Below are 14700 nucleotides of genomic sequence, written 5' to 3' on the forward strand. Positions count from 1 at the left end.
GAGAGGGCTGGGGTGAGGGGCAACAATCCACAGCCGAACACAAATGCCATTCCGCCCCATCACCTAAAGAGTGCGATTTCCCCCTCCCTACGCTAACCTGCGGCCATGTTTTACGAGGTCGACTATGCACATTCATATTCTGGGTATCTGCGGGACTTTCATGGGCTCGATGGCGGTGTTGGCCAAAGAGCTGGGCCATCACGTGACCGGCTCCGACGCCAACGTTTATCCGCCAATGAGCACGCAGCTTGAAGCCCAAGGCATTCAACTGACGCAAGGCTACGACCCGGCGCAGCTCGATCCGGCGCCGGATCTGGTGGTGATCGGCAACGCCATGTCGCGCGGCAACCCGGCGGTGGAATATGTGCTGAACAAAGGCCTGCCGTACGTCTCCGGCCCGCAGTGGCTGGCCGACCACGTGCTGCAAGGTCGCTGGGTGCTGGCGGTTGCCGGCACTCACGGCAAAACCACCACCAGCAGCATGCTCGCCTGGGTGCTGGAACATGCTGGCATGAGCCCGGGCTTCCTGATTGGTGGCGTGCCGCAGAATTTCTCGGTGTCGGCGCGACTGGGCGGTACGCCGTTCTTCGTGATCGAGGCTGACGAGTACGACAGCGCCTTCTTCGACAAACGCTCGAAATTCGTTCACTACCGTCCGCGCACCGCGATCCTCAATAACCTTGAGTTCGATCACGCTGACATCTTCCCGGATCTGCCGGCGATCGAGCGGCAATTCCATCACTTGGTGCGCACCATTCCGAGCGAAGGCCTGGTCATCCATCCGACCACCGAGCCGGCCTTGCAGCGTGTCATCGAAATGGGCTGCTGGACCCCGGTGCAAACCACCGGTGCCGGCGGTCAGTGGCAGGTCAAACTGCTGAGCGAAGACGGCTCGGCGTTCGAAGTGATGTTCGAAGGCGTGTCGCAAGGCACCGTCGAGTGGGAGCTGACCGGTCAGCACAACGTTGCCAACGCCTTGGCAGCTTTGGCAGCGGCGCGGCATGTTGGCGTGGTGCCATCGATGGGTATCGCCGGGTTGAGCGCGTTCAAGAACGTTAAGCGTCGTATGGAGAAAGTCGCCGAAGTGCGCGGCATCACCATTTACGACGACTTCGCTCACCACCCGACCGCCATCGCTACGACCCTCGACGGCTTGCGCAAACGCATCGGCGACGCACCGCTGATCGCGATCATCGAACCGCGCTCCAACTCGATGAAGCTCGGCGCGCATCGTGACGGTTTGCCGGCCAGCGTGGTCGATGCCGACCAGGTGATCTGGTACGCCCCGGCCAACCTCGGTTGGGATTTGGCTGGCACCGCTGCGTTGTGCACCGTGCCGTCGATTGTCAGCGATTCGCTGGAAGGCATCATCGAACGCGTGAAGAGCCAGGCCCAGCCCGGCACGCACGTGGTGATCATGAGCAACGGCGGCTTCGGCGGCCTGCACGGCAAACTCGCCGAGGCGCTGCAATGAACACTCGTTTTGAGAGCAATGGTCCGGAACGCATCACGCTGGCGATGACCGGCGCCTCCGGCGCGCAGTATGGTTTGCGCCTGCTGGATTGTCTGGTGCGCGAAGATCGCGAAGTGCACTTTCTGATCTCCAAGGCTGCGCAATTGGTCATGGCCACCGAGACCGACGTCACGCTGCCGCCCAAACCGCAGATGATGCAGGCGTTCCTCACTGAATACACCGGGGCTGCCGCCGGGCAGATCCGCGTGTACGGCAAGGAAGACTGGATGTCGCCGGTGGCTTCGGGCTCCGGCGCACCGGCGGCGATGGTCGTGGTGCCATGTTCCACCGGAACGTTGTCGGCGATTGCCACGGGCGCTTGCAACAATCTGATCGAACGCGCTGCTGATGTGACGTTGAAGGAGCGCCGCCAGTTGATTCTGGTGCCGCGCGAGGCGCCGTATTCGAGTATTCATCTGGAGCACATGCTCAAGCTGTCGAACATGGGCGTGACCATTCTGCCGGCCTCGCCGGGTTTCTATCACCAGCCGCAGACCATCGACGACCTGATCGATTTCGTCGTGGCGCGGATTCTCAATCTGCTCGGTATTCCGCAGGACATGCTGCCGCGTTGGGGTGAGCATCACTTGAGCAGCGATGAATAGGCTGCTGGTCATCGGGCTGGCGTTGTTACTGAACGGGTGCGCCACGGCGCGCACGTTGGACGCGGCCAAGCCGGGGGCGCCAGTGGTGTACTCCGGGACGCGGCTGGACTTGTATGCGCTGAATGGCGGGTGCTGCGCGATGGATCATTTCGGGGCTGAGGCGCCGAGCTATCCGGGGGTGGATCTGCCGGGCAGTGCGTTGTTGGATACGCTGTTGTTGCCGTTGTCGCTTCTTACCGTGATCGGCGTGAGTTTTCAGGCAACAGGCGGATTGTAGAAGCGCACACAACCCCTTGTGGCGAGGGGATTTATCCCCGATCGGCTGCGCAGCAGTCGTCGCTTTTAAGATTCTTGGGGGCGCTGCGCACCCCATCGGGGATAAATCCCCTCACCACAAAGTCCTGGAACTATTTGCCTAACTTGCGCAAATCATCCGACTCGATCACCCGCACGCCATCCTGCTCTTCCAGCGCCAATCGCCACATCGCACGCGCCAATTGGCACGCCTCGATGCCACGATACTTGCCCGGAATCAGCTTCGACAACGGCCCGGCCAACTGCTCGGCCAGACGTGGCTCCGTGCGTTCACCCAACAACAGCGAAGGTCGGCAAATGGTCAGTTGCGGCCAATCCTGCGCGCGCAAGGCCTGCTCCATTTCGCCTTTGACCCGGTTGTAGAAAACCGACGATTTCGGATCGGCGCCAATCGCGCTGATGACAATCAGATGCCGCGCGCCCATCTCCCGTGCACGCTTGGCGAACGCCACGACCATGTCCAGATCAACCGCGCGAAACGCCGCTTCGGAACCGGCCTGTTTGATTGTGGTGCCGAGGCAGCAATAGGCGATATCGACCCGGCCGCTGAGCTGCGGCAGAAACACCTGCGGATCGCCGACCGGGTTTTCCAGGTGCGGATGTTCCGCCAATGGCCGACGCGAAGGGGCGAGCACGCGAGAAATCGTTGGCTCGTTGAGCAAACGGTCGAGTAGATGTTCACCGGTCAAACCGGTGGCTCCGGCAAGCAATACGTGCTGAGGCGTCAAGTACATAGTGTCTCTCCCTTGATACTGTTCAGCTTAGTTGCTCTTTATCGCTCCGTCGTTCAATGCAGCACTTTGCAAAGCTTTTCTGGCTTGCTGTTTACGCAGCAGTTGCCAGTGCGCCAACACGGTTTTCGGCGCCCAGATCTGCGGCTCCGAGGCTTCGAAATTGTCCGCCAGTTCGCGTTCGGCGACGGTGGCCTTGGCCAGTTTGAAGGCTTGCTCCAGGTCATCGGTCTGGTTCAGCGCCTGGGCGAACAGCGCATCGCCGAAGTAGGTGAAGTTGGCTTCTTCCGAACAGCCGAAGGACACGCGATCGGCGCGCGAGGCGGTCATGATCAGCGTGCGTTCGTCTTTCAGCGCCGGGATGAAACCACCGGAGTAGCAGGATGAGATGACGATGATCTTGTCGCGGTTTTTCAGCGGCGCGAGCACAGCAGCGAGTTCGTCAGCGGGCAGGTCGGCCAGTTCCATGCGCGGCTGGTCGAGCACCAGTTCATGTTCGGCGGTGCCGTGGCTGGTCAGGTAGATGAACAGCAAATCTTCCGGGCCGCTGCGTTCGGCGAGGGTTTGCGCGGCGCGGCGCAGGTTCTCGCGGGTGGCCATCGGCCGGTCGCCGAGGTGGTCGCGGTGGTTGACCAGACGGATCTGGCCGTAGGCACCGAAGCGCGTATTGAGCATGTTGGCGACATAATCGGATTCGCGCAGGAACACACTCTGCTTGCCGTCGCCGCCGAGGGTCAGCGTATACAGCTCGACCGCCGGGGTCGAGGCGGGAATGGCGGCCAAGGCGTCTTCGAGCAGACGGCCCTGAGCAAGCAAACCGAGCTCAAGTGTATCGGGCAGCAACTTGCCGTCGGCATCGCGCACGCGCTGGCCGTTGATCCAGGTGCCGCTCATGACGCTGCCATCGGTGAGCACCAGAGTGCCGCGCCCCGAGTAACTGTCGTTGTCGAAACCGCCGATGTAGAAACTGCCATCGGACAGATTCAAACGGCCCGGCCCACTGAAACGCCAGTCGCTGAACGAGCCGATGTAATGGCTGCCGTCAGCACCGATCAGTTCGCCCTTGCCGGTCAGCGCGCCTTCCTTGAACTGACCGAGCCAGACATCGCCGTCAGCGTTTTCGTAGCGGCCCTTGCCGTGCAATTGATTGTTCTTGAAGCCGCCGACGTAGATGTCGCCGTCAGCGCTGTTGAAGGTGCCGTTGCCTTCCAACTGACCGTTGACGAAATGCCCGCTGAACGTGTTGCCACTGGAGTCGCCACGCTGACCTTCGCCGTTGGGCTTGCCGTGGGCGAACTGGCCTTGATAGGAACTGCCGTCGTCCATTTCCAGACGGCCGAGCCCGGAATATTGATCAGCCTTGAATTCGCCACGGTAGGTCATGGCGTTTTCTTTCAGGGTGCCTTCGCCGTCACGCCGACCCTGCTTGAAACCGCCAATGTAACTGCTGGCGTTGGTAGTCAGGCTGCCCTGACCGTCGAACAGCCCAAGCTGGAACTGTCCGCGATAGACCTCGCCGTTGCTGCCGTGCCATTCGCCCTGGCCATGCCACTGGCCCTTGTCGAACTGCCCGGCGTACCAGCTGCCATTGGGGTAGTCGACGCGTCCCTGACCTTGCAGCAAGCCATCGACCAGTTCGCCGCGATAGCGTCCGCCATCCGGCAGGCGTGCATCCGGGGGCAGCAGCGATTCGCCGTCGCCGCACGCGGTGAGCATCAGGGTCAAGGCAATGGGTGCGAGGGCAGCGAGTGAGCGCATAGCGGGATCCGGGCAATTAGGCGACCGAGTATGCCGCAGCTATGCGTCGCATAAATAGAGACGTGACGCGAAACAGCGTGCGCTGCTTCGCATCCGGAACGTTTACACGAAGCAGAGTGACAGCGGCTCGGCGATGTAGGCCGGTTTGTCCGAACCTTCTATCTCCAGCGTTGCGGTAGCTTTGAGCAGCCACTGGCCAGGTTTTTTCTCGGTCACTTCGCCTAGGTCGACCTTCAGGCGAACTTTCGAATTGACCTTGACCGGCTGGATGAAACGCACACTGTCCAGGCCGTAGTTGACCACCATCTTCACGCCTTGCGGCAGGATGAGGATGTCTTCCATCAATTTCGGGATCAGCGACAACGACAGGAAACCGTGGGCAATGGTGCTGCCAAATGGCGTTTGCGCGGCTTTGACCGGGTCGACGTGAATGAACTGATAATCCCCGGTGGCTTCGGCGAACAGGTTGATACGCTCCTGATCAATGGTGAGCCATTCGGAACGTCCGAGTTCCTTGCCGACATAATCTTTGAGCTCTGCAACGGGAACATAGGGCATTGAGACTCTCCTTGGGTTCATCGGTTTTATAGTTTTTCAGGTGGGGGATTTGACCGCCCTGCGAACCACTGTAGATCATCATGGCGATTTGCTCCGGTCAACCGACCATGCTTTTGGCGAATGCCGATCCATAGCGCAGGCGTGCTTATAATGCGGGCGATGAACGGGAGAGAGACGGGAGAGAAGTCGGATGTTGTTACGTGGCCTGACCCTGCTGGTGCTGTTTCAATTGCTCGGCACGGCGCTCAATCATTTGCTGTTGCCGGTGCTGCCGGGGCCGATCATCGGCCTGCTGCTGTTGCTGATCTTCTTGATTATTCGCGGTGAAGTCGGCGAGCCGCTGAACCTCGCGGCCGGCAGTCTGCTGCGTTATCTGCCATTGCTGCTGGTGCCGCCGGCGGTTGGCGTGATGGTGTATGCCACGGCGATTGCCGCCGATTTCTGGGCGATTGTCGGCGCGTTGGTGCTGTCGCTGATCCTCTCGATGGCCTTTGCCGGCGTGCTGATGCAACGCATGGTCAAACGTCATGCGCACCGGTCGGAGGAGTCCTGATGCTCTTCGACTGGCAAGGGGCCTGGGCCTCGGTAATCCATCATCCATTGTTCGGCATCGGTATCACCCTCGGCGCCTATCAACTGGTGCTGGCGGCGTTCGAGAAAACCCGCTGGATCTTTCTGCAACCAGTGCTGGTCTCCATGCTGTTGGTGATCGGCGTATTGCTCGGCTGCGGCCTGACCTATGCCGAATACCGCAAGAGCACCGAGATCCTCAGTATTCTGCTCGGCCCGGCCACGGTGGCGCTGGCAGTGCCGCTGTATCTCAACCTCAAACGCATCCGCCAATTGTTCTGGCCGATATTTACTACGCTGGTGATAGGCGGCGTGGTGGCGACCGGCATGGGCGTGCTTTTGGGCTGGTGGTTTGGCGCCGAGCACATGATCCTGATGACCATGGCGCCGAAGTCGGTAACCTCGCCGATTGCGATGCTGGTGGCCGAACAGATCGGTGGCGTCGCGGCGCTGGCAGCGGTATTCGTGTTGATCACCGGGGTGATCGGCGCGATCTTCGGCCCGGCGCTGTTGACCCGACTTGGCGTGCACAGCCCCGAGGCGCGCGGCATGGCGCTGGGCATGACCGCGCACGCCGTCGGCACCTCGGTGGCGTTGCAGGAGAGCGATGAATGCGGTGCCTTCGCGGCGCTGGCGATGAGTCTGATGGGCGTGGCCACGGCGGTGTTCCTGCCGTTGGCGGTGTCGATGGTGGTGTAAGGAAATGTCTATGAGTCTGCCGCTTTTCCCGCTGAACACAGTGCTGTTTCCTGGTTGCAAGCTCGACTTGCAGATCTTCGAAGCGCGCTACCTGGACATGATCGGCCGCTGCATGAAACAGGGCGGCGGTTTCGGCGTGGTGTGCATTCTGCAGGGCAGCGAAGTCGGGCTGGCGCCGGAGGGCTATGCGCTGGTCGGCTGCGAGGCGCGCATTACCGATTTCCAACAGCAGGACAACGGCTTGCTGGGGATTCGCGTGCAGGGAGGGCGCCGGTTCAATGTGTTGCGCACTGAAGTGCAGCGCGATCAGTTGATTCTTGCCGACGTCGAGTGGCTGGATGACGAGCCTGAGCAACCGCTGCAGGACGAAGACGCCGACCTGGTTGCGCTGCTCAAGGCGCTGGCGGAACACCCGATGGTCGAAGCCTTGAACATGGGCATCGAAGCGCTCGGTCAGCAGTCATTGGCCAATCAGTTGGCCTATCTGTTGCCCTTTGCCGAGGAAGACAAGATCGACCTGCTGCAACTCGACGATCCGCAGCAGCGACTGGATGCAATCCAGGCACTGCTTGATGAATTGCAGGGTGAGCTGTTCGCCTGACCGACCGCAAGAGATCGCAGCCTGCGGCAGCTCCTACATGAGGAACACTGAGCTCATGTAGGAGCTGCCGCAGGCTGCGATCTTTTGACCTTCAATAAGCGTAACGCAACATCGTGTTTGGCAAATGCCGAAACACAAACAGACTGAACAACACCACCAGCGCCGGCAAAATCAGCCACCAGACCTTGAACGGCATCGCATTCAGTGGCTGTTTACGCTGGCTCAGCCACAACCCCGCCGCACACACGCACGCCGCCAACATCGCCCCGGCGAGGATGTCCGTCGGCCAATGCGCCCCCAGATAAACCCGCGACAAGGCAATCGACAGGGCCGGAATGCAGCCGACAAACAGCCAGGTCAGGCGCATGCGCGGCGGTTGTCCGCGGCCAGCCAGAACGGCCAGCACCAGGAACAGCGCAAACGAGCCGGAAGCATGGCCGCTGGGCATGCTGTAACTGGTCAGCGGATCGCTCAGCACTTCCGGGCGCACCCGAGCGAAAAACATTTTAGTGCCAGTGTTCAGCAACGCTGTGCAGAGCAACACGCCGCCGGCAAAGATTGCCTGACGCCATTGTCGACACAGGAGCAGCAGGCCGGTGAGCAGGGCGCTGAACATCAGCATGTTGCGGAATTCGCCGATCAGGGTGAACGTCACGGCGATTTCATCGAGCATCGGCTGGCGATGTTCCTGCACCAGCGTCATCACGCCTTGATCGAGGGCCGTCAGGTAGGGATAACCGATGAACAGGCCAATCAGGATCAACAGGCTCATGCTGCTGATCCAGATCGTCGCGCGGCGGTGGCGGCGCAGGCTGCTGTTGACGCTGAGGCCGACCATCACGGCAATGCTCGCCGCGACAATCCCGGCTTGCAGCCAGAAACCTTCCGGCAGCGGCAGGCGAATGGCCGCGCCTGTGGCCCAGCCCGGCAGCAGATAAGCAAGGCTCCAGCCGGCGGCGGCCAACAGGCTGACAGCGGCGAAACGCGGGAAGGGCATGTCGCACATACCGGCAACCATTGGCAGCATCGGCCGCAACGGGCCGATAAAGCGCCCGACCAGCAGGCTGGCGATGCCGTAACGCTGGAAGTAGCTTTCGGCACCGGCCATCCACTCCGGGTGATGGCGCAAGCCCGGCAGACGGCGGATGTTCTGGTGGAAGTGGCGGCCGAGGAAGTACGAGATCAAATCACCGAGAATCCCGCCGAGGAAACCCAGCAGCAAGGTTTCGCTCAATGACAGCGCGCCGCTGCCGGCCAGCACCGCCACGGCAAACAACAACACCGTGCCGGGCACGATCAAACCGGCAATCGCCAGGCATTCCACACACGCGACAATAAACACTGCGGCGGCCAGCCACTGCGGGTTGGCCGCCAGCCAACCGGTTACGCTATCGAGCCATGGGCCCATACCAAAAACTCCAAACCATTGATGATCCCCCTGTAGGAGCTGCCGAAGGCTGCGATCTTCTGATCCTGATCCTTAAAACAAGATCAAAAGATCGCAGCCTTCGGCAGCTCCTACATGAGTGTGTGTTTACAGCAGGAAATAGTCGCGGCCTTCGACCTGGCCGCGTCGCAGCGGGTTCCGCGTGCACCATTGTGCGTAGGTCGCGTCGACGAAGCGGTACATCAGGTGTTCGTCCCGGCCATGGGGGATGCCCAGGCGGGTGGTCTGAATGATGTGCGAGGGCGCGGGCCCGGTGTCTTCTACCAGAAGGACTTCATGATCGAAACGTTTGGCGTCCCACACCGGCACTTTCAGTCCCAGCGCCTTGCACAGTAACGTTTGCCCGGCGCAGAGCTTTTGCGACGGTCGCGCACGGCCCTGCGCATCGGGGTTGTTCAAGAGCATCTGCGCCAGACTGGCCGGGCCGCTGATTTCATCGACCCATGGATAGGCGGATTTGATCAATACCGCGTTGCCCGGCCCTTGCGCGCTGAAGTTCAGCGAATCGCCGCCACGGGCGTAATACATATAGATGTGCCCGCCATCCAGAAACAAAGCCTTACGCTTTTCCGTGTAGCCGAGGGACGCGTGGCTGCCTTTTTCCGCGCAGTAATAGGCTTCGGTTTCGATGATCCGCGCGCTGAGCCACAGATCGCCGACGCGATGGCGGATGACTTTGCCGAGCAAATCCTTGGCCAGCACTTGGGCGTCACGGTCAAAAAAAGTGTCCGGGAGCCCCAGCGGCAGGCGCTCGGCGTGCGAGCGAACAGTCAGATTGGACATGGCAGGCAAGGTTTATCCAGGCTGAAGAGATCGTGATGATAACAATCCGCAGCTTAATTACGCCTGAACGTCGGCGATTCGCGGTTCATTTTGACCATCCGCCCGTCACCGCTGTTAGTCCCGGGACGCGACAGCTATAATCTGCCGCTTTCCTCTTTGCCAAGACCCCAGCAGACCATGACTGAGTCCGTTCTTGACTACATGACCCGATTGGGTCGCGCCGCCCGCGAAGCCTCCCGGGTCATCGGCCGTGCCAGCACCGCGCAGAAAAACCGCGCCTTGCAGGCTGCTGCCAATGCCCTCGACGCTGCGCGCGCCGAGCTTGCTGCAGCCAATGAACAGGATCTGGCCGCCGGTCGCGCCAACGGTCTGGAGCCAGCACTGTTGGAACGTCTGGAACTGACCCCGGCGCGCATCGACGGCATGATCGTCGGCTTGCGTCAGGTGGCTGCACTGCCGGACCCGGTCGGTGCGATCCGTGACATGAGCTTCCGTCCGTCGGGCATTCAGGTCGGCAAGATGCGCGTGCCGCTGGGCGTGATCGGGATCATTTACGAATCCCGGCCGAACGTGACCATCGATGCCGCCAGCCTGTGCCTGAAGTCCGGCAACGCCACAATCCTGCGTGGTGGCTCCGAGGCGATTCACTCCAACCGCGCGATTGCCGCGTGCATCCAGCGCGGTCTGGCCGAGGCTGAATTGCCCGCCGCCGTGGTGCAAGTGGTCGAAACCACTGACCGTGCCGCCGTTGGCGCGATGATCACCATGCCCGAGTACGTCGACGTGATCGTGCCGCGCGGTGGCCGTGGCCTGATCGAGCGCATCAGCCGCGATGCCCGGGTGCCGGTGATCAAGCATCTGGACGGCATCTGCCACGTTTACGTCAGTGCCCACGCCGATCTGCCGAAAGCCCAGCGCATCGCCTTCAATGCCAAGACTTACCGTTACGGTATTTGCGGTGCGATGGAGACGCTGCTGGTCGATCAAACAGTCGCGAAGGATTTCCTGCCGACGATGGCTGCCCAGTTCCGCGAAAAAGGCGTCGAATTGCGCGGCTGCGAGCGCACCCGGGCGATCATCGAAGCGGTCGCGGCCAGCGAAGAAGACTGGAACACTGAATATCTGGCGCCGATTTTGTCGATCCGCGTGGTCGACGGGCTGGACCAGGCGATCGAGCACATCAACCATTACGGCTCCCATCACACCGACTCGATCGTCAGCGAAAACCTCGCTGACACCCGCCGTTTTGTCGCGGAAGTCGACTCGGCGTCGGTGATGATCAACACCCCGACGTGCTTCGCCGATGGATTTGAATACGGATTGGGTGCCGAGATCGGCATTTCTACTGATAAGCTGCACGCCCGTGGCCCGGTGGGCCTCGAAGGACTGACCTGCGAGAAGTACATCGTGGTCGGTGATGGCCAGTTGCGCGGCCAGGCGACGGTTTGACTTGTCCGACCTCGACCTGACAGCGCCGCAGCCCGGCAGCGAAACCCGTCCGCGACGCATTGGCGTGCTGGGCGGTACGTTCGACCCGGTGCACATCGGCCATTTGCGCGGTGGTCTGGAAGTCGCCGAAGCGCTGGCGCTCGATGAGTTGCGGCTGACGCCGAGTGCACGGCCGCCGCATCGCAATACGCCGCAAGTGTCGGCGCAGGATCGGCTGGCGATGGTCGAGTGCGCGGTGGCCGGAGTGCCGCCGCTGGTGGTAGACGCCCGCGAATTGCAGCGGGACAAACCGTCTTACACCATTGATACCCTGGAGTTGATGCGTGCTGAAATGCCCGCCGAGACCCAGGTTTTTCTGCTTTTGGGCTGGGACGCATTTTGCGGCCTGCCCACTTGGCATCGCTGGGAAGAGTTGCTCCAGCATTGCCACATCCTGGTGCTACAGCGCCCGGACGCCGACAGCGAACCGCCGGATGCCTTGCGCAACCTGCTGGCAGCGCGTTCGGTGAGCGACCCGCTGGCCCTGAAAGGGCCGAGCGGACAGATTGCATTCGTCTGGCAGACACCGCTCGCGGTTTCCGCCACCCAGATCCGTCAACTGCTGGCCAGCGGTAAGTCGGTACGTTTCCTGGTGCCCGACGCGGTCCTGGCCTACATCGATGCGCACGGTCTTTACCGTGCGTCGAACTGAGCAAGGCGTGCTTCACTGATACGAATCCACGTATCGCCAAGCCGCCGAATATATGAGCAAAACGAGTTTTATATGACTGACAAAGACCAAACCAAAGTAAAGCGCAAAGGCACATTCAAGAGCGCCCCGCTGCCAGAGCCGGTCAACACCAATGAGCCGCTCAAAGGCGACGAACTGGTCAAGATTGCCGTTGCAGCCCTGGAAGACGTCAAGGCGCAAGACATTCAGATCATCGATGTTCGCGACAAGCAAAGCATCACCGACTACATGATCATCGCCACCGGTACGTCCAACCGCCAGATCAACGCGATGCTCGACAAGGTTCGCGAAGAAGTCAAAAAGCAGGGCGCCAAGCCGCTGGGCGAAGAAGGCAAGGGCGACAGCGACTGGGTGCTGCTGGACCTGGACCTGGTGATCGTGCACATGATGACTGCCTCGGCGCGTCAGTTCTACGACCTGGAACGCCTGTGGGCCGGTGCCGAGCAAAGCCGCGCGGCCGACGCCAAGCACCACAGCCCGGAAAACACCCACGAGCATTTCACCAAGCTCAACAAAGACCAGCTGTAAGGGATTGCTGTGCGACTGCGCCTGATCGCCGTCGGTTCACGCATGCCCAAATGGGTGGAAGAAGGCTGGCATGAGTATGCCAAGCGTCTTCCGTCCGAGCTGGCGCTCGAACTGGTGGAAATACCGCTCAATACCCGTGGCAAGAATGCCGACGTGGCCCGTTTCATCCGTCAGGAAGGCGAAGCCATGCTGGCCAAGGTCGGGCCGAACGAGCGGATCGTCACGCTGGAAGTCCACGGCAAACCCTGGAGCACCGAACAGCTGGCGGTCGAACTCGATCGCTGGCGGCTGGATTCGCGCACGGTCAATTTCATGGTCGGTGGCCCGGAAGGGCTGGCGCCGGAAGTCTGTGCCCGCGCCGATCAGCGCTGGTCGTTGTCGCCGCTGACGTTGCCGCACCCGCTGGTGCGGATCCTGATCGGCGAACAGTTGTATCGTGCCTGGACCGTGCTGTCCGGTCACCCTTACCACAAGTAAGCCTGCCCTCATGTCTCAGCCGATCCGCATCAAGGACCACGAAAAGGACGCACGCCTGGTGCGTAGCCGCGTCGTGTTCGGGGCCATTGCGATCATGTTGCTGATCGGCGTGCTGATTGCGCGGCTGTATTACTTGCAGGTGATCCAGTACGAGTACCACTCGACACTGTCGGAAAACAACCGCGTCCATGTGCAGCCGATTCCGCCGACGCGCGGGCTGATTTTTGACCGCAACGGCGTGGTGGTGGCGGACAACCGTCCAAGCTTCAGCCTGAGCATGACCCGCGAGCGCTCCGGCGACTGGCAGCAGGTGCTCGACGTCATCGTCGAAGTGCTGGAACTGACGCCCGAGGATCGGGTGATCTTCGAGAAACGCATGCGTCAGGGGCGCCGGCCGTTCGAGCCGGTGCCGATCCTGTTCGAGCTGACCGAAGAGCAGATCGCCCGCATCGCCGTTAACCAGTTCCGCCTGCCAGGCGTGGAAGTGGTCGCGCAACTGGTTCGTCACTACCCGCAAGGCGCGCATTTTGCGCACTCGGTGGGCTACATGGGGCGGATCAACGAGAAAGAGCTGAAGAGCCTCGATCCGGTCAACTACAGCGGCACCCATCACATCGGTAAAACCGGCATCGAGCGTTTCTACGAGCCGGAATTGCACGGTCAGGTGGGTTACGAAGAAGTCGAGACCAACGCTCGCGGCCGCGTGTTGCGGGTGCTCAAGCGCACCGACCCGATTCCCGGCAAGGACATCGTCCTCAGTCTGGACATCAAATTGCAGGAAGCGGCCGAGGCGGCATTGGGCGGGCGCCGTGGCGCGGTGGTTGCGCTGGATCCGAAGACCGGCGAAGTGCTGGCGATGGTCAGTCAGCCGAGCTTCGACCCGAATCTGTTCGTCACCGGCATCAGCTTCAAGGCGTATGCCGAGTTGCGTGATTCGATCGATCGGCCGTTGTTCAACCGTGTATTGCGCGGTCTGTATCCGCCGGGTTCGACGATCAAACCGGCGGTGGCGATTGCCGGTCTTGATTCCGGTGTGGTGACGGCGTCGAGCCGAGTGTTCGACCCGGGCTACTACATGCTGCCCAACTACGATCACAAATACCGTAACTGGAACCGCACGGGCGACGGTTTCGTCGACCTCGACACGGCGATCATGCGGTCCAACGACACCTACTTCTATGACCTGGCGCACAAGCTCGGCATCGATCGGCTGTCGGCTTACATGAACAAGTTCGGCATCGGCCAGAAGGTCTCGCTGGACATGTTCGAAGAATCGCCCGGCCTGATGCCGTCCCGCGAATGGAAGCGAGCGACGCGCAAACAGGCGTGGTTCCCTGGCGAAACCCTGATCCTCGGGATCGGCCAGGGCTACATGCAATCGACTCCGCTGCAACTGGCCCAGGCCACGGCGCTGGTCGCCAACAAAGGCATCTGGAACCGTCCGCACCTGGCGAAATCCCTCGAAGGAGTGAAACCGGTGGATGAGAATCCGATACCGGACATTGTCCTGCGTGATCCGTCGGACTGGACCAAGGTCAACCACGGCATGCAGCAAGTGATGCACGGCGCTCGTGGTACCGCGCGCAAAGCGGCCATCGGCGCGCAATACCGTATCGCCGGCAAATCGGGTACGGCTCAGGTCGTCGCGATCAAGCAGGGCGAGAAATACGACCGCTCCAAGGTTCAGGAGCGTCATCGCGACCACGCCTTGTTCGTCGGCTTTGCCCCGGCCGATGACCCACGCATCGTCGTGTCGGTGATGGTCGAGAACGGTGAATCCGGCTCCGGTGTCGCCGCGCCCGTGGTGCGTCAGGTCATGGACGCCTGGCTGCTCGATCAGGACGGACGTTTGAAGGCCGAATACGCCAGCCCAATCAGTGCGGAGGCTACGGCCCGTGATGAATAACTTTGATCGCATGCTCTCCAGTGAGGATGT

16 protein-coding genes are annotated in these 14700 nt (G+C 61.3%); 11 read left to right on the forward strand and 5 right to left on the reverse strand.

The features are described 5' to 3' along the window. Positions 1–124 precede the first annotated feature (124 nt). From mpl to EJA70_RS24995, 3 genes are read left to right on the forward strand one after another with little or no spacing between them, the layout of a single operon-like run. On the forward strand, positions 125–1474 hold the full coding sequence (mpl, locus tag EJA70_RS24985) for a UDP-N-acetylmuramate:L-alanyl-gamma-D-glutamyl-meso-diaminopimelate ligase (RefSeq protein ID WP_008083666.1): 1350 nt from the start codon (positions 125–127) through the stop codon (positions 1472–1474). Further along, the gene (gene ubiX / locus EJA70_RS24990; protein ID WP_007909567.1) at positions 1471–2118 is read left to right on the forward strand and encodes a flavin prenyltransferase UbiX; all 648 of its coding nucleotides are present in this window, start codon (positions 1471–1473) and stop codon (positions 2116–2118) included. The genes mpl and ubiX overlap by 4 nt, the downstream gene beginning before the upstream one ends. Next, positions 2111–2395, forward strand: a complete 285-nt coding sequence (locus EJA70_RS24995) for a YceK/YidQ family lipoprotein (protein ID WP_158834293.1) — start codon at positions 2111–2113, stop codon at positions 2393–2395. Before ubiX ends, EJA70_RS24995 begins: the two co-directional genes overlap by 8 nt. Before the next feature lie 130 nt (positions 2396–2525). On the opposite strand, the gene EJA70_RS25000 is transcribed toward EJA70_RS24995, so the two are convergent. From EJA70_RS25000 to EJA70_RS25010, 3 genes are all read right to left on the reverse strand, one after another. Beyond that, positions 2526–3167 carry an oxidoreductase gene (locus EJA70_RS25000; protein WP_008083662.1) on the reverse strand — a complete coding sequence of 214 codons (642 nt, stop codon included), beginning with the start codon at positions 3165–3167 and terminating at the stop codon, positions 2526–2528. 27 nt (positions 3168–3194) lie between these two features. Then, entirely contained in the window at positions 3195–4922 is a 1728-nt protein-coding gene (locus EJA70_RS25005) for a C13 family peptidase (protein ID WP_158834295.1), read from the reverse strand. A 102-nt stretch (positions 4923–5024) separates the two neighbouring features. After that, the gene (locus EJA70_RS25010) at positions 5025–5480 is read right to left on the reverse strand and encodes a MaoC family dehydratase (protein WP_007909575.1); all 456 of its coding nucleotides are present in this window, start codon (positions 5478–5480) and stop codon (positions 5025–5027) included. 190 nt (positions 5481–5670) lie between these two features. On the opposite strand from EJA70_RS25010, the gene EJA70_RS25015 reads away from it, so the two are divergent. Genes EJA70_RS25015 through EJA70_RS25025 form a run of 3 tightly spaced genes read left to right on the forward strand, consistent with a single transcriptional unit; the run spans position 5671 to position 7350 of the window. Beyond that, positions 5671–6033: a CidA/LrgA family protein gene (locus EJA70_RS25015; RefSeq protein ID WP_008085109.1), complete on the forward strand. Its 363-nt coding sequence runs from the start codon at positions 5671–5673 to the stop codon at positions 6031–6033. Beyond that, positions 6033–6749 (forward strand): LrgB family protein, encoded by a 717-nt coding sequence (locus EJA70_RS25020; RefSeq protein ID WP_008085111.1) that lies wholly within the window; start codon positions 6033–6035, stop codon positions 6747–6749. Before EJA70_RS25015 ends, EJA70_RS25020 begins: the two co-directional genes overlap by 1 nt. A gap of 10 nt (positions 6750–6759) precedes the next feature. After that, positions 6760–7350 carry an LON peptidase substrate-binding domain-containing protein gene (locus EJA70_RS25025; RefSeq protein WP_158834297.1) on the forward strand — a complete coding sequence of 197 codons (591 nt, stop codon included), beginning with the start codon at positions 6760–6762 and terminating at the stop codon, positions 7348–7350. A gap of 91 nt (positions 7351–7441) precedes the next feature. Here the strand turns inward: EJA70_RS25025 and EJA70_RS25030 are convergent, their stop codons facing one another. Next, complete coding sequence (locus tag EJA70_RS25030; protein ID WP_158834299.1) at positions 7442–8758, reverse strand: bifunctional DedA family/phosphatase PAP2 family protein; 1317 nt, start codon at positions 8756–8758, stop codon at positions 7442–7444. Positions 8759–8884: 126 nt separating this feature from the next. Next, positions 8885–9580 (reverse strand): DNA-3-methyladenine glycosylase, encoded by a 696-nt coding sequence (locus EJA70_RS25035; RefSeq protein ID WP_008087896.1) that lies wholly within the window; start codon positions 9578–9580, stop codon positions 8885–8887. A 177-nt stretch (positions 9581–9757) separates the two neighbouring features. Here EJA70_RS25035 and EJA70_RS25040 point away from each other — a divergent pair, with 177 nt between their 5' ends. The 5 genes from EJA70_RS25040 (at position 9758) to mrdA (ending at position 14670) form a co-directional block, all read left to right on the forward strand. After that, positions 9758–11029, forward strand: a complete 1272-nt coding sequence (locus EJA70_RS25040) for a glutamate-5-semialdehyde dehydrogenase (protein ID WP_008087899.1) — start codon at positions 9758–9760, stop codon at positions 11027–11029. Then, complete coding sequence (nadD, locus tag EJA70_RS25045; protein ID WP_158834301.1) at positions 10998–11720, forward strand: nicotinate-nucleotide adenylyltransferase; 723 nt, start codon at positions 10998–11000, stop codon at positions 11718–11720. Before EJA70_RS25040 ends, nadD begins: the two co-directional genes overlap by 32 nt. A gap of 72 nt (positions 11721–11792) precedes the next feature. Then, on the forward strand, positions 11793–12287 hold the full coding sequence (gene rsfS / locus EJA70_RS25050) for a ribosome silencing factor (RefSeq protein ID WP_008087903.1): 495 nt from the start codon (positions 11793–11795) through the stop codon (positions 12285–12287). A gap of 9 nt (positions 12288–12296) precedes the next feature. Then, entirely contained in the window at positions 12297–12764 is a 468-nt protein-coding gene (rlmH, locus tag EJA70_RS25055; RefSeq protein WP_003185785.1) for a 23S rRNA (pseudouridine(1915)-N(3))-methyltransferase RlmH, read from the forward strand. A gap of 10 nt (positions 12765–12774) precedes the next feature. Next, the gene (gene mrdA / locus EJA70_RS25060; RefSeq protein ID WP_158834303.1) at positions 12775–14670 is read left to right on the forward strand and encodes a penicillin-binding protein 2; all 1896 of its coding nucleotides are present in this window, start codon (positions 12775–12777) and stop codon (positions 14668–14670) included. Positions 14671–14700: the final 30 nt, after the last annotated feature.

Source organism: Pseudomonas sp. PB103, from assembly GCF_009764635.1.
Lineage (GTDB): Bacteria > Pseudomonadota > Gammaproteobacteria > Pseudomonadales > Pseudomonadaceae > Aquipseudomonas.